Raw genomic sequence first — 17982 nt, forward strand, 5'->3', positions numbered from 1 at the left:
GGTCCCCCTGTGGTCGGTCATCGTCTCGCTCCCGCTACTGCTGCGAGCACATCTCGAGTGGATCGGGCGAGGTGACGCCGCCCCGGACGATCACCACCTCGATGCACAGCTGCGCGCCCGGAGCGCTCGGTTTCAGGTCGACCGCGTAGGTCGAGGTCGGCACCTTCGGCGAATTCTTGCCGCTGCTCGTCACCTGGTAGATGTACGAGTCGCCGTCCTGCGGATCCGGGTTGTCCCAGATGAACGTGACGACGCTGCCGTCCTCGCTGATGTTCACCCCGAACGGCTTCGGCGAGGGGACGTCGCTCAGTTGAATGGGCGCCCCGGTCGCGGCGGCCGTCGGCTTCGGGTCGGCCGCCGCTCCCTGCCAGATGATCCCGGCCGCGATCCCGCCGACCGCGAGCACCGCGACACCGCCCACGACGAGGAGGCGGGTCAGTCGGCGGCGTCCGGCACGTCCGGCCGCATCGGCATCGGGGTCCTCCGTGGGAACCGCAGCGGCGGTCTCGAGACGGACGCGGCGGATCGTCTCGGAGGGCACCGCTGCCGCACCGACGGTGATCGGGGCCGACGGCTGGATCGGTTGGACGAGCGGCCCGGCCGAACGCACGACCGTCTCGTCGCCGATCGACGGCTGCACACTCGGCACGCCCGGTCGCGGCTGGGCCTCGACCGTCGGGACCTGCCGGACCCGGGTCTCGTCCGACGCACTGCTGGACGTGTCCGGTCGGGAGGCCTGCGACTGCGGCTGGACGAGGTTCGGGATGTCGATGGGCGTCGGCGCGTAGGCCAGCTCCATCTCGACCCGCTGCAGCGCCCGCGCGAAGTCGACGGCGCTCTCGAAGCGGTTGGCGCGGTCCTTCGCGAGGCCCTTCTGCAGCGTCGCGACGAGGGACGCCGGCGCGTCGTCGCGCCCGAGCGGCGTGACGGTCCCGCGCTCGATCCGGCTGATGAGGTCGGCAGCACCGTTCGACTGCCCGGGGATCTCGAACGGCGTGCGTCCGGCGAGCAGCGTGTAGGCCGTCGCGGCCAGGGAGAAGACGTCGGATCGGACGTCGGGATGCGGCTCGTCCTCGAACATCTCGGGCGGCGACCAGGGGATCGAGAGACCGACCGTCTGCGTGCCCGAGGCCCCCGTCGAACCGACGTCGCCAGGGCGCCCGGGGCCGGCCGTCGACGGGACCTCGAGTTCGACGGCCTGCGAGATGCCGAAGTCGGTCAGCGCCGGCCAACCGTATGCGTTCGTGAGCACGTTGGCCGGTTTGATGTCGCGGTGGAGGATACCGGCCGCGTGGGCGGTCGCCACCGCACTGGCCAGACGGACGCCGGTCCGCAGTGCGTCGGCGACGGCGAACCGCCGCAGCTTCGCCTGCTCGGCGAGGCTCGGCCCCGCGCAGTACTCCATCGCGAGGTACGGTCGGCCGTCCGGGGCGACGTCCGCCGTGTAGATCGTGACGATGTACGGGTGCGCGGAGAGCTGCGCCATGAGGTTCGCCTCGGCGACGAAGGCCTCGCGGGTCTGCTCGCTGAGGTGCTCGGCGAGGAGTACCTTGACGGCGACCTGACGCCTCGGCAACTGCTGCTCGTAGAGGAAGACGTCGGAGAACCCACCGGCTCCGAGCTGTCGTTCGAACCGCAGCCCGGGGATGGCCGGCGGTTGCGAGGGTGAGCGGCGCACGTCAGCCCTCTCGGACGCGCAGCGCGACGCCGCCGCCGAGGTCGATGACGGTCCCGACGATCACCGGTGTCGGCTCCCCCGGTCGCAGGGACTGCGGCGCCTGACCGGGCAGGACGACCTGTGTGCCGTTCCGCGAGTGAAGGTCGGTGACGATGACCGTGCCACCCTCGACCGCGACGCGCACGTGGCTCCGCGAGATGTCGTCTCCCGTGAGGGTGACGAGCGTCGGGACGACTGACGCCGGGACCTGCGAGACGCTCGGTGCCCGGCCGAGCACGACGGGCGAGGCGAGCGACTGGCGGGTGCCGCCGGGGAGCTCGAGGTAGGTGAGCGGCGTTGCCGACGGGGTGGACGACCGCGGGGGCGGCGTCTCGGCCGCGCGACGCGCGCGCAATGCGGCGAGATCCTCGGCGAGGATCGTGTGGCCGTCGTGGTCGCCGAGGTCCGATGGTTCCACTGCTGCGGGTTCCGGCGTGGCGACGGCGGTGGCTCCCGCCTGTTGGTTCGCCGACTGCTCGGCCGCAGCGCGTTCGGCGTCGCCGGCCTCGTCGACCGCCGCCGCACCGACCGGACGGAGCACGGTCTGGCCGAACAGGAAGTCGTACCCCTCGTCGACGGGCTCATCCGGGGTCGTCGGGGTCTCGTCCGGGTCGTCCTCGTCGTGGAAGAACTGGGTGTCGGAGACGGACGGCACGACGTGGAGCGGCTGAACGGGCTCGACGTGCGCCACCGGGGTCGCCTCATCGCCGTCCGTCTCGTCGTCCGCGTCGTCCGAGGTCGCCGCGGATGCAGCGGGCTCGGCGGGGGCCGGGACGGGCGGTGCCGCGAGCTGCTCCGCCGCGGTCGGCGCGCTCGTGGACTCGGTCGGCCGGCGCTCGTCGGCGGCCGGAGCGGCGAGGGAAGCCGTGGTCTCCTCGTCGAGGGTCGCCGTGATGGAGGTCGTCCAGACGGCTCCCGACCCGAGCGGGAGGCGCACGCCGGACGGGTTCGGCTGGTCGCTCCGGAGCGTGACGCTCACCGCGTCCGCGTGGTGTTCCTCGACCCAGGTGGTCGCGCGGGCGCCCAGGACCGTCTCGGTGCCGGCGGCGCTCGTCACGACGGCGGCCGCGAGCCCGCGAACGATGACCGTCGCGCCCGACTCGTCCCAGACCGCCGCGGCGAACGCGGGCGTGCTCGAGAGACCGCCGGCCGCGAGGCGGTCGACGATCAGCGACAACGACGCGTCGCCTGGGAGGTCTGCGGCGAATGCGGCAGCGGCGGTGTCGTCTCCCTGGGCGTCGACCAGCACCAGTCTGCCGGGACCCGCCACAGCGAGCCAACGGCGGACCTCGGCCGGTTCCATTTCGTACGAGTACACGGCCACTCCTCTAGCCTCGCGGCATCGTCTCTTCAAGATACCCGAGACCACCCGCGTCATCGTAGCCGGGGCCGCTGGACATCAGCGAGGTCGACACGACGTCGACGACGAGCGCGGTGACGTTGTCCCGTCCGCCGGCGGCCAGCGCGAGCTCCACGAGGCGGTCGGCGGCTCCCTCGAAGCCCTGCGACAGCACCTCGGCGATCCGCTCGTCGGACAGTTCGCCCGTGAGGCCGTCGGAGCAGAGGAGGAACCGCTGCCGCCCGGCGACGGGGAGGAGCCAGACGTCCGGGTCGATGCCTGACTCGACGCCGATCGCCTTCGTCACGATGTTGCGATCGGGGTGTTCGCGCGCCTCCGCCTCCGTGATGGAACCGGCATCGACGAGTTCCTGCACGGCCGAATGGTCGACGGTGATCCGACGGAGTGCGCCGTCGGTCCAGGTGTAGACGCGGGAGTCCCCCACGTTGAACACCATCCAGTGGAGGTCGGTCTGCGGCGACAGCGCCACGAGCGCGAGGCCCGCGACGGTCGTGCCGATGACCCCGTTCGGCGTGGGGATGCTTCGGATGACCGCGTTGGCGGCGACGATCGTGGTCACGACCGCTTCGGTCGTCGTCGGCATGCCGATCGGGATGCCGCGTTCGAGCGCCGCCGCGACCTCACGGCTCGCGACCTCGCCGCGTTCGTGCCCGCCCATGCCGTCGGCGACCACGAAGGCGGGCGGGCCGGCGTAGAACGCGTCCTCGTTCAGGCGTCGGACCAGCCCGGTGTCGGTCCGGCCCTCGCTGCGCAGGGTGTGCGTGGACCGCGCGGTCTCGATCGTCGTCATCCCGTGCCTCCGAACGTCGCGGGCAGTTCGGGGACTGCTCCCGGCCAGCTACCGTAGCGCGACTCGAGGTCGGCGAGCTTCAGCGAGACCGACTGTCCCGAGTACGGCATGGCCGAGACACCGATCTGTGCGAGAGCCGCTGTGATGGCGGCCTGGTCACGACCCGCGCCGGTGACGCCCAACGTCACGTAACGTTCCGGTGACTCCTCACCCTGCGACCAAACCTGTCCGAGAACGAAGTCGAGGAGGGCCGCGTCTCGTGTCTCGCCATCTCCCGCCGCGATCTCCGCGGCGAACGCCTCGTCGAGTTCCACGTTGACCGAGAGGTACGCCCTGGATCCGTCGTTCGCTCGCGCGATGCGAGCAGTCACACCGTCGATGGCTTGGATCGCCTCCACCGACTCGTCTACGGACCGGACCGGACCGGACGGGGACGGATCGCCGGCCGGTGGGCGCTGAGCACTCGGCATGAACGTGCACCCGGCGAGGAGTCCGCTCAGCAGCATCGATGCGATGAGCGATGCCATCGTCCTGCGTCTCACTGGCGAGTCCCCCGGTAGTCGACGACGGTCTGATCGCCGCTGAAGAACGGGTCCGCTGAATCGACGAAGGCGTCGACACTCGGGTCGCCAGCGCTCGCGACGTGATCGGCGAACTCCTCGTACCGATGTGAGTTGTGCGAGAACGCGATTCCCGGACCATCCTCCTCGAGCTCCTGCGTCGCCGGGTCGATCAGCCGTGGTGCGTCGCCCTGCACCGTCGTCCAATTGGCCCTGTCCGGATTCTTTCGTCCGTCCAACCGTGCCACGGGGTCCTCTTCGAACTCGAGTGACAGCACCTGGACGTCATCGGGGATGTCGTATCGCGCGACCGGCGAGCCCGCGGTGGCGACATGGGTGATGTTGAAGGGTACCGACGGGTCCGAGGCGATCAGCCCTGCCGTGATCCCGCCCAGACTGAACCCTTCCAGCATGACCGGATCGGTCGATGAGATGCCGGCGGCGCGCATGGCGTCGAGCACCGCGGAGGCCAAGGCGGTCTGCTCCCCCTGCATGGCGACGACGTCGGAGGTGGAGTCGTTCGCGGCGGGCCCCGCGTCGGGATTCCACACCTGGGTACTGGGGATCTGCACGATGTACGACTTCGGCGGGCCAGCGCTCTCGACGATCCGGATGTCGCTGAAGTCGTCGCCGCCGATCCGATCGATTTCGCTCGAACCGTTCATGAGATCGCCGAGCCCCCGCACCTCCGTGTCCGGGACGGCATGAGGCTTCGGCTTCCCGTCCGCACCGAGCTCGAGAGCGGCGGTGCCATCCTCGAAGAGGCCGAACCGGCCGCCACCGGTGGCGATGGCGTCGATCGCCTGCTCATAGGTGAGCGGCGGCCAGCCCTGGCCGGTGACGACCGACATGAGTCCGTTGAAGCCGGGCAACAACCCGGGGAGGAAGGTGAGGCCGGCCAGCAGGCCTGGGGCGCCATCCGTGAGGATGTCCTCGATCCACGCGTTGTCGCCCAGCCACTCGTTGGCCGCCTGGCCTGCGATCGGAGCGAGTTCCTGCAGTCTCGCGAGTGCATCCGCATACGTCGCGGCGGTCCGGTCGATGACCTCTTGCGGTGAGTAGGCGGCGATCGAGTTGGCGGTGAACAGCCCCGCGACACCCGCGGGAGAGAGCAGCAGCCACGGGTTGTCGCCGATCTGGTCGAGCGTCTGCTGGGTGCCCTCGACCAGCGAGTCGACACCCTCGACCACGATGTTGACGCCAGCCACGGTGAGCATCCACGCCCCTCCCACCACGACCACGCCCGCCGCTGCGACGAGGCCGACCGGCACCGCGAGGACCCCGATGACGAAGGCGACCCCGTTGTGGAGGGCGACGGTCGCGGCGGCGATCAGCTGGTCGGCGGTCTCGTACGCGACGACGGCGCCCTCGAGGAAGACGGCGGAGACGCCGGTCTCGGTCGCGACGAGGAGGAGGGAACCGGAGGCGAGGACGATGGCGCCTTCCGCGGCCGCCCCCGTGACCGGCGACAGGATCATGGATTCGAGCAGGTCGCCGTCGATCGCCTTCGCAGCGGCCGAGCCCGAGCGTCCGATCAGCTCGGTCGACAACATGGCGAGTTGCTGTGCCTGCAGCCGCATGTCGTCGAGCCTCGCGCCGACACCGCCGGCACCGCCGGAGACCGTGATGCCGCTCACGCTCGTGCCCCCTGGACGGTCGCGGCGATCGCCAACACCTCGGCGACGATGTCCGCGCGGCGGACGGCCCGGAGCGAGACCCGGGTCCCCTCGGCGACGGTGGACGGGTCCATACCCGCCGCTTCGAGGTCCGGGGTGTCGACCGACACCGCGACCCAGCCGTCGGCACCACGGAGCCAGGTGTCCGTCCAACGTCGCATGGGCTCCCCGCTCCGGGAGAGCGCGTCGAGCCGGAAGCCGCCGTCGATCCGCTGGGCGACGCCGCCGAGGAGCACTGCGGCCCGCGGGCTGTGGAGCTGTTCGACGACCGCGCCGACGACGTCTGGACGGTCCTGGCGGAGCGCGAGGACGAGCGCCTCGGCGTCCGCGAGCGGAAGGACGACCACGTCGGTCGAACGACCCCGCGTATCGGGGACGTCGTGGAGCGCGGAGAGCGGCCGCAGGAGTTGCTGTGCCAGCCCGGCGGTGTCGAACGCGCGGATCTCCACGGCGTCCTCGTCGCGTGCGGCGGTGCCGTGCTCGGCGAGTGCTGCGTCCGAGTGGTCGACCCGCTGCGTCCGCAACAGCGCCAGAGCGTGGGCGCCGATCACGGAGACGGATTGGATCGCCGTGCGATCGAGGGACCAGCACGAGGAGTCGACGGCCGCCGTCGCGAACTGCGGCATCGACAGGAAGGCGGCGAAATCGGGATCGACGTCAGCGGTGAGGTCGTCCGGGAGGCTGTCGTCGCCACGGGCGAGGAGTCGCCGCTCCCGGAGCCGCACGACGGCTCGCTGCTCGCGCTCACGGACCTCGGCGGGCGGCACGTCCGAGCCCCACTCGGTGTGGAAGGCGGGTGGCAGGACGAGGTGCGGCGTGCGGTGCTCCAGGACGTGGAGTTCGTCTGCGGTCAGCAGGAACGCTGCGGTGGCGGGGGCCGGTCGGGTGCGGGTCATGGGCATCAGGGGGTCCATCCTCGACTGCGGTAGAGGTCTGCAAGGTCCAACCAGCTGCGATCACCGGGTGTCGGAAGCGTCGGCGTGGAGGCGACGATGTCCTTGGCCTGGTGCACGAGGAAGTCCGGGACCTCCTGACCGAAGAACTCGAACACCTTCGCGGCGCCGTCCTTCACGGTCTCGACCGCGCCGGAGACGAGGTTCACCGCGTCGTTCCAGCGGTCGCCCACCCAACGGGCTGCGTCCTCGATGAGCTGCTTCACGTGTTCGACGGCGGTCGCGTGCGCGTCGAGCTTGTCGGCGGCGTCGTCGAGCTGCGTCGCCGAGTTCTCGAGCGAGACCGCCCGGGTGCCGAGCTGCTCGATGAAGGTCTCCGCCGCGGTGGAGGTCCACGCGATCTCGGCGGCCGAGCGGAGGTCTCCGGCACGGCTGCGGACCTCGGTCGCGAGGGTTCGCAGCTCCGTCGCCCGGAGGCGGATCTGTCGGGTGTCGCCGTACACTGCTCGCTCCTCGTCGCGTGGTGCTGCGTCGCTGTCGCCGTGGGTCGCCTTCGCCGGAAAACCCGCGCGCCCTCACCGACACCTGGTCGAGAGGGCGCGCAGAGCGAAGCCGACGGTGGTGACTACTGGCCGGCGCCGGCAGCGAGCGCTGCGTCGGTCTGCTCGAGCGTGGTCACAGCGTTGTTGAGGTAGCCCGACAGCTTGTCGAGGTGCTGGATCGTGACCGTCGCGCTCTGCGTGAAGGCCGTGTAGGTCTCGTTGAAGGTGCCGGACGCGGTGTCGGTCTGGAACCCGGAGGACACGAGGTTGTTGATGAGGGTCTGCAGGCGGTTGAGCGTGGTCTCGACCTCGCCCTTACCCGTCGTCAGGTTGACGGCGGCCTGCTTGATCTCGCTGTAGTTGACGTTGATGTTGGCCATGAGTCTTGCTCCTTCGTTGTGGTCACCGGCACCGTCGGTGCCTTCATCATGTAACCACAACGCCTCGCGGGAGCACATGGGGAGCACTCCCCATGCAGTCCCCACCCAGGGACGACGCCGCTCAGGTGACGGGGAACTCGGGCGCGATCGGGAGCTGCACGCGTGACAGTGCGCCGCGGTTCGCGTAGATCCCGCGCCCCTGCGGGAAGTCCTTGCGCGCGAGTCTGGGGAAGGTCGTCCGGAGGACGAGGTCGCCCTCCATCTGCTCCGGCTGCAACAGGATGCCCCGCCTGGCGCTCTTGATCTCGCCCATGAGCGGCCAGGACGACGACCAGCCCGACACCTCGTTCTCGGCGATCACGAGGTGGTCGCTGCGCTTGATGGCCTTGATGAGCTCCACGAGCGGCGGGTCGGCGATGCCGTTGAGGTAGTCCGACAGCGTCTCGATGACGACGACCGTCCGGCCGGTCACCGTCTCCGCCGCGATCGCCGCGGACAGCACCTTCGCCTGCTCGGCGATCGTCTCGGGGGTGACGGCCGACTCGTCGAAGCGCAGCTCCCGCAGCAGTTCCGAGCGCTTGGAGCCGAAGTAGACGAAGCGCGTCGCCGGATCGAAGCGTCGCATGGCGCCGACCAGGGATGCGACGGCGTTCGTCCGACCGCTGCCGGGAGGGCCGCCGACGAGGAACGCGCCGGACGGGTCGAACCCGATCGGTGCGAGGTCGGCGTCGCCGATGCCGAGCACCGGGCGGTCGCCGACGCGCTCGGGCAGCTCGCGCGCCTCGATCTCCTTCGGCAGCGCGCCGATCGGCGGAGCCGTGATCGTGGCTCCCGCGCGGGACATGGCCTCCGCGAGCCGGACCGTCGCGACGGACTGATCTGACAGCACCGGCGAACCACCGAGGATCGCGACCTGGACCTCGAGGCCGTCGACGATCGCCCGGCCGGCGGGAGACTCGGGGCCGAGGATGTCCTTCGGCACGCCGAGGAGCTGGTAGCCGGTCTCGTCCGCGAGGCGCAGCACCACGCGTCGCTGCACACCGGAGCTGATGTTCGTCGGGACGGAGCCCGGGCGGTCGGCCGAGAAGGCGATGTTCACGCCGAGCTGCCGGCCGTCGGTGATGAGCTGCTGGAACAGCGTGTACCAGGAGGACAGGCCGAGCGTGGTCTCGTACTCCTGCCGGAAGGACTGGAAGCCGTCGACGAGCAACAGGATGCGGCGCTCGTCGTTGCGACCCGAGACGCGCCGGTAGTCGGTGATGGACGACGCGTTCGCCTCGGCGTATCGGACGCTGCGCTCGTCGACGATCTCCTTGATCCGGCGGAGCAGTCGGATGACGCGCTCCTGGTCGTCGCCGGGGATGATCGAGCCGACGTGCGGCAAGGCCTCCAGCATGCGGAGGCTGCCCGCGCCGAAGTCGAGGCCGTACACCTCGACCGGACCGCCACGCGGCGTGATGCCCGCCGCCGTGGCGAGGGTCCGCAGGACGGTGCTCTTGCCCGAGCCACCGGTGCCGAACACGGCGATGTGGCCGTCGACGTCGGGCCGGAAGTAGACCGGACGCTGCTCCTGCGAGTCCGGGAGGTCGGCGACACCGATGAGCAGTTCGGCATCGGAACGCTGACGGAGCTTGCTGAGGTCGTAGACGGGCGCCAGCTCGTCGAGCCAGGGCCGTCGCGGCGCCGGGATGGATGCCCGGTCGGCTGCGGCGATGATGCTCGCGACGAGCCGCTGCTGGTCGGTGGGGCCGAGGTCGCGCTCCTCCTCGGCGTCGGCCGCGCGGGGCTCCTCCCAGCGTGTCTCACCGCCGAACCGCAGCTCCCGGACCTCGATGTCGGAACGCTTGGGCTCGTCGCTCGTCCAGCCGCCCGCATAGCCGGACTGGAAGATGCTCAGGCGACCGGGACCGGTCTTCGCGATGCCACGGCCGGGGACGCCCGGGTCGAAGTGCGCCGCGTCCTTGACGCCGACCACGTCCTGGCTGTCGGACTCGTCGGCCATGCGCAGCGCGACGCGGAGGTTGGTGTTCGCGCGCAGGTTGTCCTTGATGACACCGGCAGGCCGCTGGGTCGCCATGATGAGGTGGATCCCGAGCGAGCGACCGCGCTGGGCGATGTCGACGACGCCGTCGACGAACTCCGGGACCTCGCCGACGAGCGCCGCGAACTCGTCGATGACGAGGACGAGGGCGGGTGGCGAGTCGGGGTCGCCCCGCTTCTCGAGCTCGAGGAGGTCCTTGGCCTTCTTCCGGTTGAGCAGGTGCTCGCGGAAGTGCAGCTCGGCTCGGAGGCTCGTGAGCGCCCGCCGGACGAGGTGCGGACTGAGGTCGGTGACGAGTCCGACGCAGTGCGGGAGCGTCACGCAATCCGCGAAGGCCGAACCGCCCTTGTAGTCGACGAAGAGGAACGAGACGCGGTCGGGGCTGTACTCGGCCGCCATCCCGAGCACCCAGGCCTGCAAGAACTCGCTCTTGCCGGCACCAGTCGTCCCGCCCACGAGGGCATGGGGGCCCTGGGCGCGGAGGTCGAGGTGCATGGCGTCGACACCGCCCGATCCGACGGTCGCGCGCAGCTGGCCGGCCCGGCGGGGCTTCGGCGGGAGCCCGGGCGTGCGGTCGTGGATCGAGGAGTTCTGCCGCCAGCGGTCGACCACGGCGTCGCTCGAGGTCGTGAGCTCCGGGCCGAGCAGCGTCACCATCGACACCGACCGCGGGAGGTCGCTCGAGTCCTCGACGAGGGCACCGGCGTCGATCACGGACGCCATGCGTCGCGCGTAGTCGAGGGCCGTCACCGGGTCGACGAACTCCGGGCGGGCGTCGTCGACGGAGTAGCCGAGGCGGACCATGCCGACCGTCGCCGGTGCGTCCACGCCGGCCCCGGCCTCGGGGACCTGCAGGAAGGTGCGGCAGGCGGCGGGCAGCGAGACGACGTCGTCGGCGATCCAGATCGGGAAGACCCCCGCGTCCGCTGCGATCTCGGCGAGCTGGACGAGGCGTGCGCGGTCGACGCCGACGTCGTCGGAGATGAGGAGGACGATCGCGGGGATCGGGGACTTCGTGCCGGTGTCGTTGGAACTCTTCGTCCCGATCTCCGCGCCGCGCTCCTGGGCCGCCTGCTTCTCGGAGATGGCGCCGCGTCGGGCGTCGCCGGCCCGCGCCGCTTGCAGGCGGGTCTGGACGAGTTCCTCGATCGCGGCCAGCAGCAGGTTGCCGCTCGACACGCTGTCGGCGAGGTGGCCGACGTCGAGCGGGCTGTTGGGCGACGACGCGTGCGGGAGCCACTTGACCCACGAGAGGGCGTTCGACCACGCGGGCGAGACGATCGCCGAGACGACGACCTCGGCCGGCGAGTGGAGGGCGGTGAGCTGGACGAGGATGCCGTTCACCGCTCCCCCGGCGGTCTGCGGTGAACCGGCGATGCCGAGCGCGCCTGCGTCGTAGAGGTTGTCGATGATCGGCACGTCGGCGACCGTCGCGTACTGCTCTTTCAGCTTCTCGAGTCGTTCCTGGAACTCCGGCAGGAAGCTGTCGCGGGCCTTCGCCGAGACCTCGTTGCGCGAGGGCATGGTGCCGACGCCGAGCCGGAGGTTCAGGAAGGACCAGTGCTCGGGGCGCCTGGTCCACAGCAGTGGCCCCCGCGTGAGTGCGTGCTTGAGCGCCTCCGAGGTGGACGGTGCCTCCCGCATGCGGACGTCGTGCTCGATCTCCCGCTCGGCCGCGAGCTGCTTGCCGAGGGACTCGAGGCGCTCGTCGAAGATCTTGATCTGCTGCTTGAGTTTGCGCTTGTTGCGCCCGCGACCGGTGAAGTAGTTGCCGATGAGCATGAGCGGCGTCATGGCGATGAAGATGAGCGACAGCGGGTTGCGCGTGAAGAAGTACATCGCGCCGCCGAGGAGCATCGGCGTGAGCATGCCGAGGAGCGGGAACGGCTGGTTCTCGCGCTCGGTGGGTGGTTCTGGGGCGGGGAAGGTCTCCCCCGCGTAGCGCTGCTCGACGCGCGGCGAGCGGTTGAAGTACACGGGCCCGGCCTTCGGGACGACACCCGCGCGACCGACGGTCCCGGCGAACCCGATCTCGACCTCGGTGTCGCCGATGAGCACGCGCTCCGGCTCGATGACCTTGAGTCGGGGCACGATGCCGCCGTCGACGACGATGCCATTGGCCGCGCCGAGGTCGACGAGTTCGATCTCGCCGCCGACCTCGAGGCGTGCGTGCCGCTTCGAGACGAGCGGATCGTCGAGGACGATGTCGCAGCTCGCCTCGCGACCGATGGTCCAGCTGCCGGCCGGCAGGGTGAACTCGCGGCCGGCGTCGTCGCCGGAGAGGACCCGCACGACGGCGACGGCAGGCGCCTGGCCGGTGCGCGCCGCGGAGTAGTACACCCCCGCGTCGGCGAGCTCGATGACGGCACCCGAGCCGACCCATGCCTCACCGATGGGAGCCTCCGGCGGGAGCGGTAGGGTCTCGGTCGAACCCGGCAGACGCGCGTGCAGCGTGAAGTCGGCGTTCGCGGAATCGGGCCCCTGCGGGTCGACGCGCGCGATCGTCGACGCGACCTCGGCGATGCTCGCCGCCGCGTCCGTCGTCACGACGATGTCGGCGGACGACCCCGACGGCCTGGTCAACGTCAGCTTGATGCGCATGCAGGATCCCCTTGGAAGTGCGGGCCGCTCGACGCGACCTCGATCAGCCTAGCGACGGGTGATGGCTCCACGACGCGTCTCAACGCCGGCCGTCCTCAATCCCGGGTCGGCCGGACGATCTTCTGGACGTCGTCCACGGTCGAAGGCTCAGGTGCCGGGTCGAAGAGGGCGACGGGCAGCTCGATGGTCGAACAGTCGAGGTCCGGCAGGTTGGAGGTCGACGTGACGACCCGAGCGTCTCCGTCGCGTTCAAGCCGATACTCGATGCCTCGGGCATCGAGCGTTTCCGGTGGGGTCCCTTCCGTGCTCGCCCACTGCGCGGCGACGCAGCCGCGAACGGCGGCGACGGATGCGTCCGCTCCATCCGTGACCTCGACCGGAGCGAACGGGAGCGGGCCGGGCAAGACCTCGGTGTTCCCGCTGTTCGTGAGGCGGTCGAGGGACGCACCGTACAGCCTGGATCGCAGATCGTACGCCGTCGTTGCGTTCAGCGATGGCCGCGAGAAGTCATTCCGGTTGATGGCCATTGCCTGCGCCTCGAGCGATGCCCGTACCGCTCCAACCCACGGGTCGTCCTCCAATGATCCCTCCGGGACTCCGGACCGCCAGACCATGGTGGGCTCCGCGGACGGCTGCTGCGTCGTCGGCGTGCACGCGGTGAGCGAGCTCAAGACGGTCGCGGCGAGAACCGCCGCGACCGTCCGCCGAGTCTCAATCCTCCGGGTAGTTTGCATACGCGGTGTAGTTATTGAACTTCTCGAGCAGCTGCGTCGCCCGCACATCGAGTTTGTCGGTGCTGTTGGCTGCCTCGCTGATGAGGTCGTCAAGGTCACCTCGATGGCTGTCGACCCATGCCCACCAGACGTCGGGGTCGTCGGTGTCCGGCGGCTGGAGACCAGACTCTGGGGACAGCTCCAGCAGCATCTGAGCGAAGCCGATCTGCGTGGCATGCAGGCGGTCATCCTTCCCGTCTTCCAACGTCGTGAGCAGGTCATCGTAGGAGCCCGCCCACGCATCACCGGCGGCACCTGTGGCCGCGTCCGTGAGCTGGCCTCTGATGTATCCGATCCCTTCGCTCGCGATCTTCTCGGCCACTGCGTCGCCGAGCGTTCCGACCAGCTTGTCGAGGCCGGGAATGGGCAGCATGCCCACACCGGTCTCGACGACGCCGATCGCCGACTGGACCGCTTCGTCGTGACGAGCGGCTTCACCGAGGTTGACACCGGCGGTGCTGCCGTCGACGACGGACTGCAGGACAGAGACGCGAGCGGCCGCATCGACCGGGTTGTAGACGCCGAGTTCCGCGGCACCGAGCACAGTGTTCTGGTAATCGGTGACAACGGCCTGCAGCGTTTCCGCGCCGGCGTCCGTACTCGCGGCGATGCCGAGGATTCGAGCAAGAGCTTCCGGCGACAGGTTGGCGTACTCCCGCTGATCGCCCTCAATTCCGTAGGGGTCCATCAGTGCAGTCGGGTCCGACCCCTTGCCGCTCAGCGCCGACATCGGATGCTCGACGATTCCCGGGATCTGCGGAGCCAACGCCTGGACGAGCTTGACACTTCCCAGCTCGCTCAGATTCTCACTCAGAAAGTGTGGATTGCCCGCAACGTAATCCTCAGCGCTGACTGTGCGGCGAGGCTCACCGACGAGCTCGTACAGCACATCATGGGTCAGGGTCGACGCCCGGGCCCATGCAGTCGGATCATAACCCGTTGGGTCCGTCGGCCCGCCGGGGAGCGACTGCGCCCCCTCCCACATCGCGAGAACACCTTCGAAGCCGTCGAGGCCGGAATCCCGACGGCCGTACCAGTAGTCCACCCGGTTCGCGCCGAGCTCCTCCGAGCGATAGGGCGAGTCCGTGTCCACCAGCGAGTCTGCGTACGGGTCCTGCTCGGTCGAGGTCAGCCAGTCCATGGCCGCGTCGGGGTACTCTCCCAAGGTGCTGAACACGCGCGAGGTCCAGTCACCCAGCCGGTTGATGTCGTACCCGGCCTGTTCGGCTTCGGCGAGGCTGAGGAAGCCACCGGGGCCCATGATGCCCTGTCCCGGCCACGGCTGCCCGTCATAGACGCCAGGGAGACCGCGCTCGTTCGCGTCGGCGATGTCAGCCAAGCCCACGGTCGTGGTCACGCCGATCGGGTTGTCGAGCTCGTCGCCGAAGAGGAAGGCGAGGCTCGTCCAGCTGTCGGTGCCGTGCACAGATGCGGACCCGCTGTGCAGCTCCTGGGCGAACTGGTCGCCGGTCTCCTCGTTCCAACGCTGTGATCCGACGGAGAGGCCACCGCGGACAGACTGTGCGAGCAGCAGAGCCGCGCCGGGAGCCAACCATCCGTTCTCGCCAGCGTTGTCGATCGCGTCGATCAGCGAGATGACGTCCTCGCCGCCCATGGCGAGGTTCATCTTCGACATGACGACGGGGTCGTTGCCGTACAACGCGTAGAGCGACTGCAGTCTGGCGGCGTCCTCTGCGTCGTAGATCCCGTTCTTGGCGAGCTCGGAACCCAGCTCGGCCATGCCCTTGGCGATCGCGTCGGGGGTGAGGCCGGCAGCCGACGTGATGCCGATGGACGCGAGCGCCGCCTGCTGGGCGTCCCAGTTGTCGCCGCCAGGGGAAGACAGCGCGGAGACGAGCAGGGCGTCGGCTTCCTCACGCTCTGCAGAAAGCGCTTCAAGCAGGCTCTCGGCCTTCGCCTTGTCGTTCAAGGCCGTCTGGTGCTGCTCATCCCGGAGTGCCTGCTGAGCCGGATCCGGACCGCCGATGGCATCCATGTACTGGACCGTGGCCATGAGACTCGCCTGGACAATCGTCTCCTTGTAGCTGGTCGCTCGCGTCCTGATGCCTTCGACGGTCGTGGTGTAGGTCGCGATCGCCGCGCGGACCTCCGCCATCTCCGGAACCACTGCATTGATCTTGCCGATCGGCGTCGACAACGAGCTGACCCAGGCCGTTGCGGCCTCTCCACTCCAGATCGAATCGGTGATGCCGCCCTGAGCCGTCACGGCGGTGTCGCGTGCCTCGGTCAGACTCGTCTCCGTGGTCTGGATCGTCGTGGCGATCGTCGCCAGGGACCCGGAGTCGATCTGACCGGGGGTGTCTGCTGTCCAGTTCGCCATCAGCCTTGCCCGTTCAGCTGCGTATCGGTCGAATCCCAGGTGCTGACGATGTCGCTCGCCGTCTTCCCGGCCTCGACCATCGCGGAGCCGGCGAGGGAGACGTGCACGGACACCCACATCGCGAAGCTCTCAGCTGCGGCGGTCACGGCGCTGCTGCAGCTACCGGAGAAGTCGAGTGGGATGTTCTGCGGCAGGCCCGAGCCGCTCGGTGTCAGTGGTGCGGCGACGGACAGGATCTCCGTCCCCTTTACGACGAGTGGTTGCTCGCTCATCATTCCCCTTCATAGAACCGGCGCAGCGGACCCGCGCCGCCCACCGGTTGCTCGTCCGGCGGGTACGTCGTTCAGCGTATCCGAGAGCACGGGGCGCGACGATGGGGAGCACTCCCCATGCCCGACGGCGTTCTCAGCCGACGACGACGCGGATCGGGAACTCACCGATCCCGATGGTCGACCCGGCTTCCGCGACGTAGGCCTCGCCTGGCTGGCAGACGGTGACCGCGCCGGACGCATCGGTGATCGTCGTGCCGTTCGTGGAGTGCAGGTCCGTCACGCGGAGCGACCGTCGTCCGGGTACGACGACCGTGTGCGTCTTCGAGACGGACATGCGCGGGTCGACGAGTGAACGCAGCTCGGCGTCGGGCTGTTCGGGCCGCGCCGCAGGGTTGCGCCCGAGCAGGATCGGCCCGCGGAGCGGGATGCGCTCACCGTCGGGCAGCTCGAGCGCGAAGTCCCCCGCTCGCAGCGACGCTGAGACGACCGTGGCGCCGACGTCCGCTCCCGGCGTCGGGACCACAGTGTCCGCTGCTGGCCGGACCGGTCCCGGCACGTTCGGCTCCGGCGCGCCCGGGGACACCGGTGCACCGGCGAACAGTCCCGGCGGAACGGTGATCTGCAGCTCCGGCGGGACCGAGGACGTCGATGCGGCCGGAGCGCGCGTCTGAGCGGGTGCGACCGGCGGCTCGCGGAACTGCGGCTCGGGAGCGGGTGGCTCGACGACGACCGGCGTCGGCTCAGGGGCGGAGTCCGCGGGAGCCCACGTCGGTTCGGGAGCCGGAGCCGCAGGAGCCGGGACCCCGGGGACCGGAGCCTCGGGAACGGCACGCTCGGGAGCCGGCACCTGGGCAGCCGGAGCCTCGAAGACCGGAGCCGGTTCGGCGGACGTCGGGGTCGAGACGGCAGGGGACGGTGTCGGCGCATCGGCCGTCGCGGGAGCCCAGCCCGGGGCGACCTGCCCGTCCGTGACGGGGACGTCTGTAGGTGCGCCTGCAGGAGACGCTTCCGCGCTGCCCGGCGCCGCTGCCGGACGCGGAGCGAGGACGGTCCGAGCGCCGTGCACGCGCAGGGTGGCGGAGGCGTCGGGATCGGACTCGGCCGCCAGCTCGGCGAGCGCGCGCAGGAAGGTCAGGAACGGCTCCTGCCCGACCAACGAGCGCTGGCGCCGGCGCTTCTGGACGCCGTGCTGCATGATGAACGTCGCCGCCGCCGTTCCCCGTGCGGACGGGGCGGTCGTGATCGCGAACGCGAGCAGCGGAGCCGGGTCGTCGACGGACACGACCCGCAAGCGGATGTCCGCGCTCGTCCCACCGTCGATCGCGACATAGTGTCTGGTCTGCTGCGCATCCTCACCGGAGGCGGCGACCGCACGTTGGACGAGCGCGACGACGTCGTCAGCGGTCCCCGCGAGGTCGAGATCCAGACCGGTGTCGGTCAGGTCGGGTGATCTCATCGGTGGTTCCTCCCCAAGCGCCGTCGGCCGACGACGGCAACGGATCGATTATCGCGCACGCGAGAGCTCGACGGGCGGCACGTCCGGGATCAGCCCCCGTCGTGCTCCCACGGCCAGCGCGGGGTCGCGCGCCGCCCGGTGGACGACGTCGCGACGGCGGCGGCCGCCAGGACCATGACGAGCGCCAACACCCCGACGGTGACCGAGAACGGTCCGGTCAGCGTCGTCACGGCGAAGGCGGCGGCGTCCGCTCCGTCCCGGCTGGCGATCGCGTCGAACACGCCGCCGCTCACGCCGTACGCGAGCCAGGCGAGCAGCCCCGCGAGGACCGCCGAGCCGACCGAGACGCGCAGCGGGGTGCGGCGCGTCTCACGGATGATCGCCCAGAGCACCACGATCGTGGCGACCACGACCATGAGCGGACCGGTCAGCGGGCCGGCGTCCGGGTCGGTCACGACATCGAGGTCCGCCAGCAGGCTGATGAACCCGAAGGCGCAGACGACGAGCGCCACGTAGGTGGCCGCTGCGAACGGGGCGACCCACCAGGGGCCACGTGCTCCGTCCGCGTCACCGGTCATGC

The 17982-nt window shown here is 70.3% G+C and carries 13 protein-coding genes and 1 pseudogene; all 14 read right to left on the reverse strand.

Annotation, left to right across the window (positions count from 1 at the left end):
* Positions 1-34: 34 nt before the first annotated feature.
* The 14 genes and pseudogenes from CCK91_RS13735 to CCK91_RS13800 all read right to left on the reverse strand — a co-directional run bounded on the left by CCK91_RS13735 (position 35) and on the right by CCK91_RS13800 (position 17980).
* A complete protein-coding gene (locus CCK91_RS13735) occupies positions 35-1678 on the reverse strand; it encodes a serine/threonine-protein kinase (protein ID WP_086474471.1) in 1644 nt (547 codons plus the stop codon).
* Position 1679: 1 nt separating this feature from the next.
* Positions 1680-3035, reverse strand: coding sequence for an FHA domain-containing protein (locus tag CCK91_RS13740; RefSeq protein WP_133059999.1), 1356 nt, complete (start codon positions 3033-3035; stop codon positions 1680-1682).
* 10 nt (positions 3036-3045) lie between these two features.
* Complete coding sequence (locus tag CCK91_RS13745) at positions 3046-3867, reverse strand: PP2C family protein-serine/threonine phosphatase (protein ID WP_086474473.1); 822 nt, start codon at positions 3865-3867, stop codon at positions 3046-3048.
* The gene (locus CCK91_RS13750; protein WP_086474474.1) at positions 3864-4394 is read right to left on the reverse strand and encodes a hypothetical protein; all 531 of its coding nucleotides are present in this window, start codon (positions 4392-4394) and stop codon (positions 3864-3866) included. The genes CCK91_RS13745 and CCK91_RS13750 overlap by 4 nt, the downstream gene beginning before the upstream one ends.
* 11 nt (positions 4395-4405) lie before the next feature.
* The gene (locus CCK91_RS13755; protein WP_086474475.1) at positions 4406-6064 is read right to left on the reverse strand and encodes a hypothetical protein; all 1659 of its coding nucleotides are present in this window, start codon (positions 6062-6064) and stop codon (positions 4406-4408) included.
* A complete protein-coding gene (locus CCK91_RS13760) occupies positions 6061-7005 on the reverse strand; it encodes a hypothetical protein (protein WP_086474476.1) in 945 nt (314 codons plus the stop codon). Before CCK91_RS13760 ends, CCK91_RS13755 begins: the two co-directional genes overlap by 4 nt.
* A pseudogene (locus tag CCK91_RS13765) lies at positions 7005-7502 on the reverse strand (hypothetical protein); the annotation flags it as partial. The pseudogene CCK91_RS13765 and the gene CCK91_RS13760, both read right to left, overlap by 1 nt.
* 119 nt (positions 7503-7621) lie before the next feature.
* The gene (locus CCK91_RS13770) at positions 7622-7918 is read right to left on the reverse strand and encodes a WXG100 family type VII secretion target (protein ID WP_056008215.1); all 297 of its coding nucleotides are present in this window, start codon (positions 7916-7918) and stop codon (positions 7622-7624) included.
* A 121-nt stretch (positions 7919-8039) separates the two neighbouring features.
* Positions 8040-12560 carry an FtsK/SpoIIIE domain-containing protein gene (locus CCK91_RS13775; protein ID WP_086474478.1) on the reverse strand — a complete coding sequence of 1507 codons (4521 nt, stop codon included), beginning with the start codon at positions 12558-12560 and terminating at the stop codon, positions 8040-8042.
* A gap of 95 nt (positions 12561-12655) precedes the next feature.
* Complete coding sequence (locus CCK91_RS13780) at positions 12656-13087, reverse strand: hypothetical protein (protein ID WP_086474479.1); 432 nt, start codon at positions 13085-13087, stop codon at positions 12656-12658.
* A gap of 184 nt (positions 13088-13271) precedes the next feature.
* Positions 13272-15560 (reverse strand): hypothetical protein, encoded by a 2289-nt coding sequence (locus CCK91_RS13785; RefSeq protein WP_133060000.1) that lies wholly within the window; start codon positions 15558-15560, stop codon positions 13272-13274.
* A gap of 113 nt (positions 15561-15673) precedes the next feature.
* Positions 15674-15946, reverse strand: a complete 273-nt coding sequence (locus CCK91_RS13790; RefSeq protein ID WP_133060001.1) for a hypothetical protein — start codon at positions 15944-15946, stop codon at positions 15674-15676.
* Positions 15947-16079: 133 nt separating this feature from the next.
* Positions 16080-17402, reverse strand: a complete 1323-nt coding sequence (locus CCK91_RS20095; RefSeq protein WP_086474482.1) for a hypothetical protein — start codon at positions 17400-17402, stop codon at positions 16080-16082.
* A gap of 89 nt (positions 17403-17491) precedes the next feature.
* Positions 17492-17980, reverse strand: coding sequence for a DUF6121 family protein (locus tag CCK91_RS13800; RefSeq protein ID WP_086474483.1), 489 nt, complete (start codon positions 17978-17980; stop codon positions 17492-17494).
* Positions 17981-17982: the final 2 nt, after the last annotated feature.

It is taken from the genome of Plantibacter elymi (nom. nud.), assembly GCF_900177795.1.
GTDB classification, from domain to species: domain Bacteria; phylum Actinomycetota; class Actinomycetes; order Actinomycetales; family Microbacteriaceae; genus Plantibacter; species Plantibacter elymi.

Bases quoted from the DNA above. Each gene is read 5' to 3' on its own strand.
- CCK91_RS13790 (WP_133060001.1), bottom strand. From the start codon at position 15,946: ATGAGCGAGCAACCACTCGTCGTAAAGGGGACGGAGATCCTGTCCGTC.
- CCK91_RS13775 (WP_086474478.1), bottom strand. From the start codon at position 12,560: ATGCGCATCAAGCTGACGTTGACCAGGCCGTCGGGGTCGTCCGCCGAC.
- CCK91_RS20095 (WP_086474482.1), bottom strand. From the start codon at position 17,402: ATGAGATCACCCGACCTGACCGACACCGGTCTGGATCTCGACCTCGCG.
- CCK91_RS13800 (WP_086474483.1), bottom strand. From the start codon at position 17,980: ATGACCGGTGACGCGGACGGAGCACGTGGCCCCTGGTGGGTCGCCCCG.
- CCK91_RS13770 (WP_056008215.1), bottom strand. From the start codon at position 7,918: ATGGCCAACATCAACGTCAACTACAGCGAGATCAAGCAGGCCGCCGTC.
- CCK91_RS13780 (WP_086474479.1), bottom strand. From the start codon at position 13,087: ATGGCCATCAACCGGAATGACTTCTCGCGGCCATCGCTGAACGCAACG.
- CCK91_RS13745 (WP_086474473.1), bottom strand. From the start codon at position 3,867: ATGACGACGATCGAGACCGCGCGGTCCACGCACACCCTGCGCAGCGAG.
- CCK91_RS13750 (WP_086474474.1), bottom strand. From the start codon at position 4,394: ATGGCATCGCTCATCGCATCGATGCTGCTGAGCGGACTCCTCGCCGGG.
- CCK91_RS13760 (WP_086474476.1), bottom strand. From the start codon at position 7,005: ATGCCCATGACCCGCACCCGACCGGCCCCCGCCACCGCAGCGTTCCTG.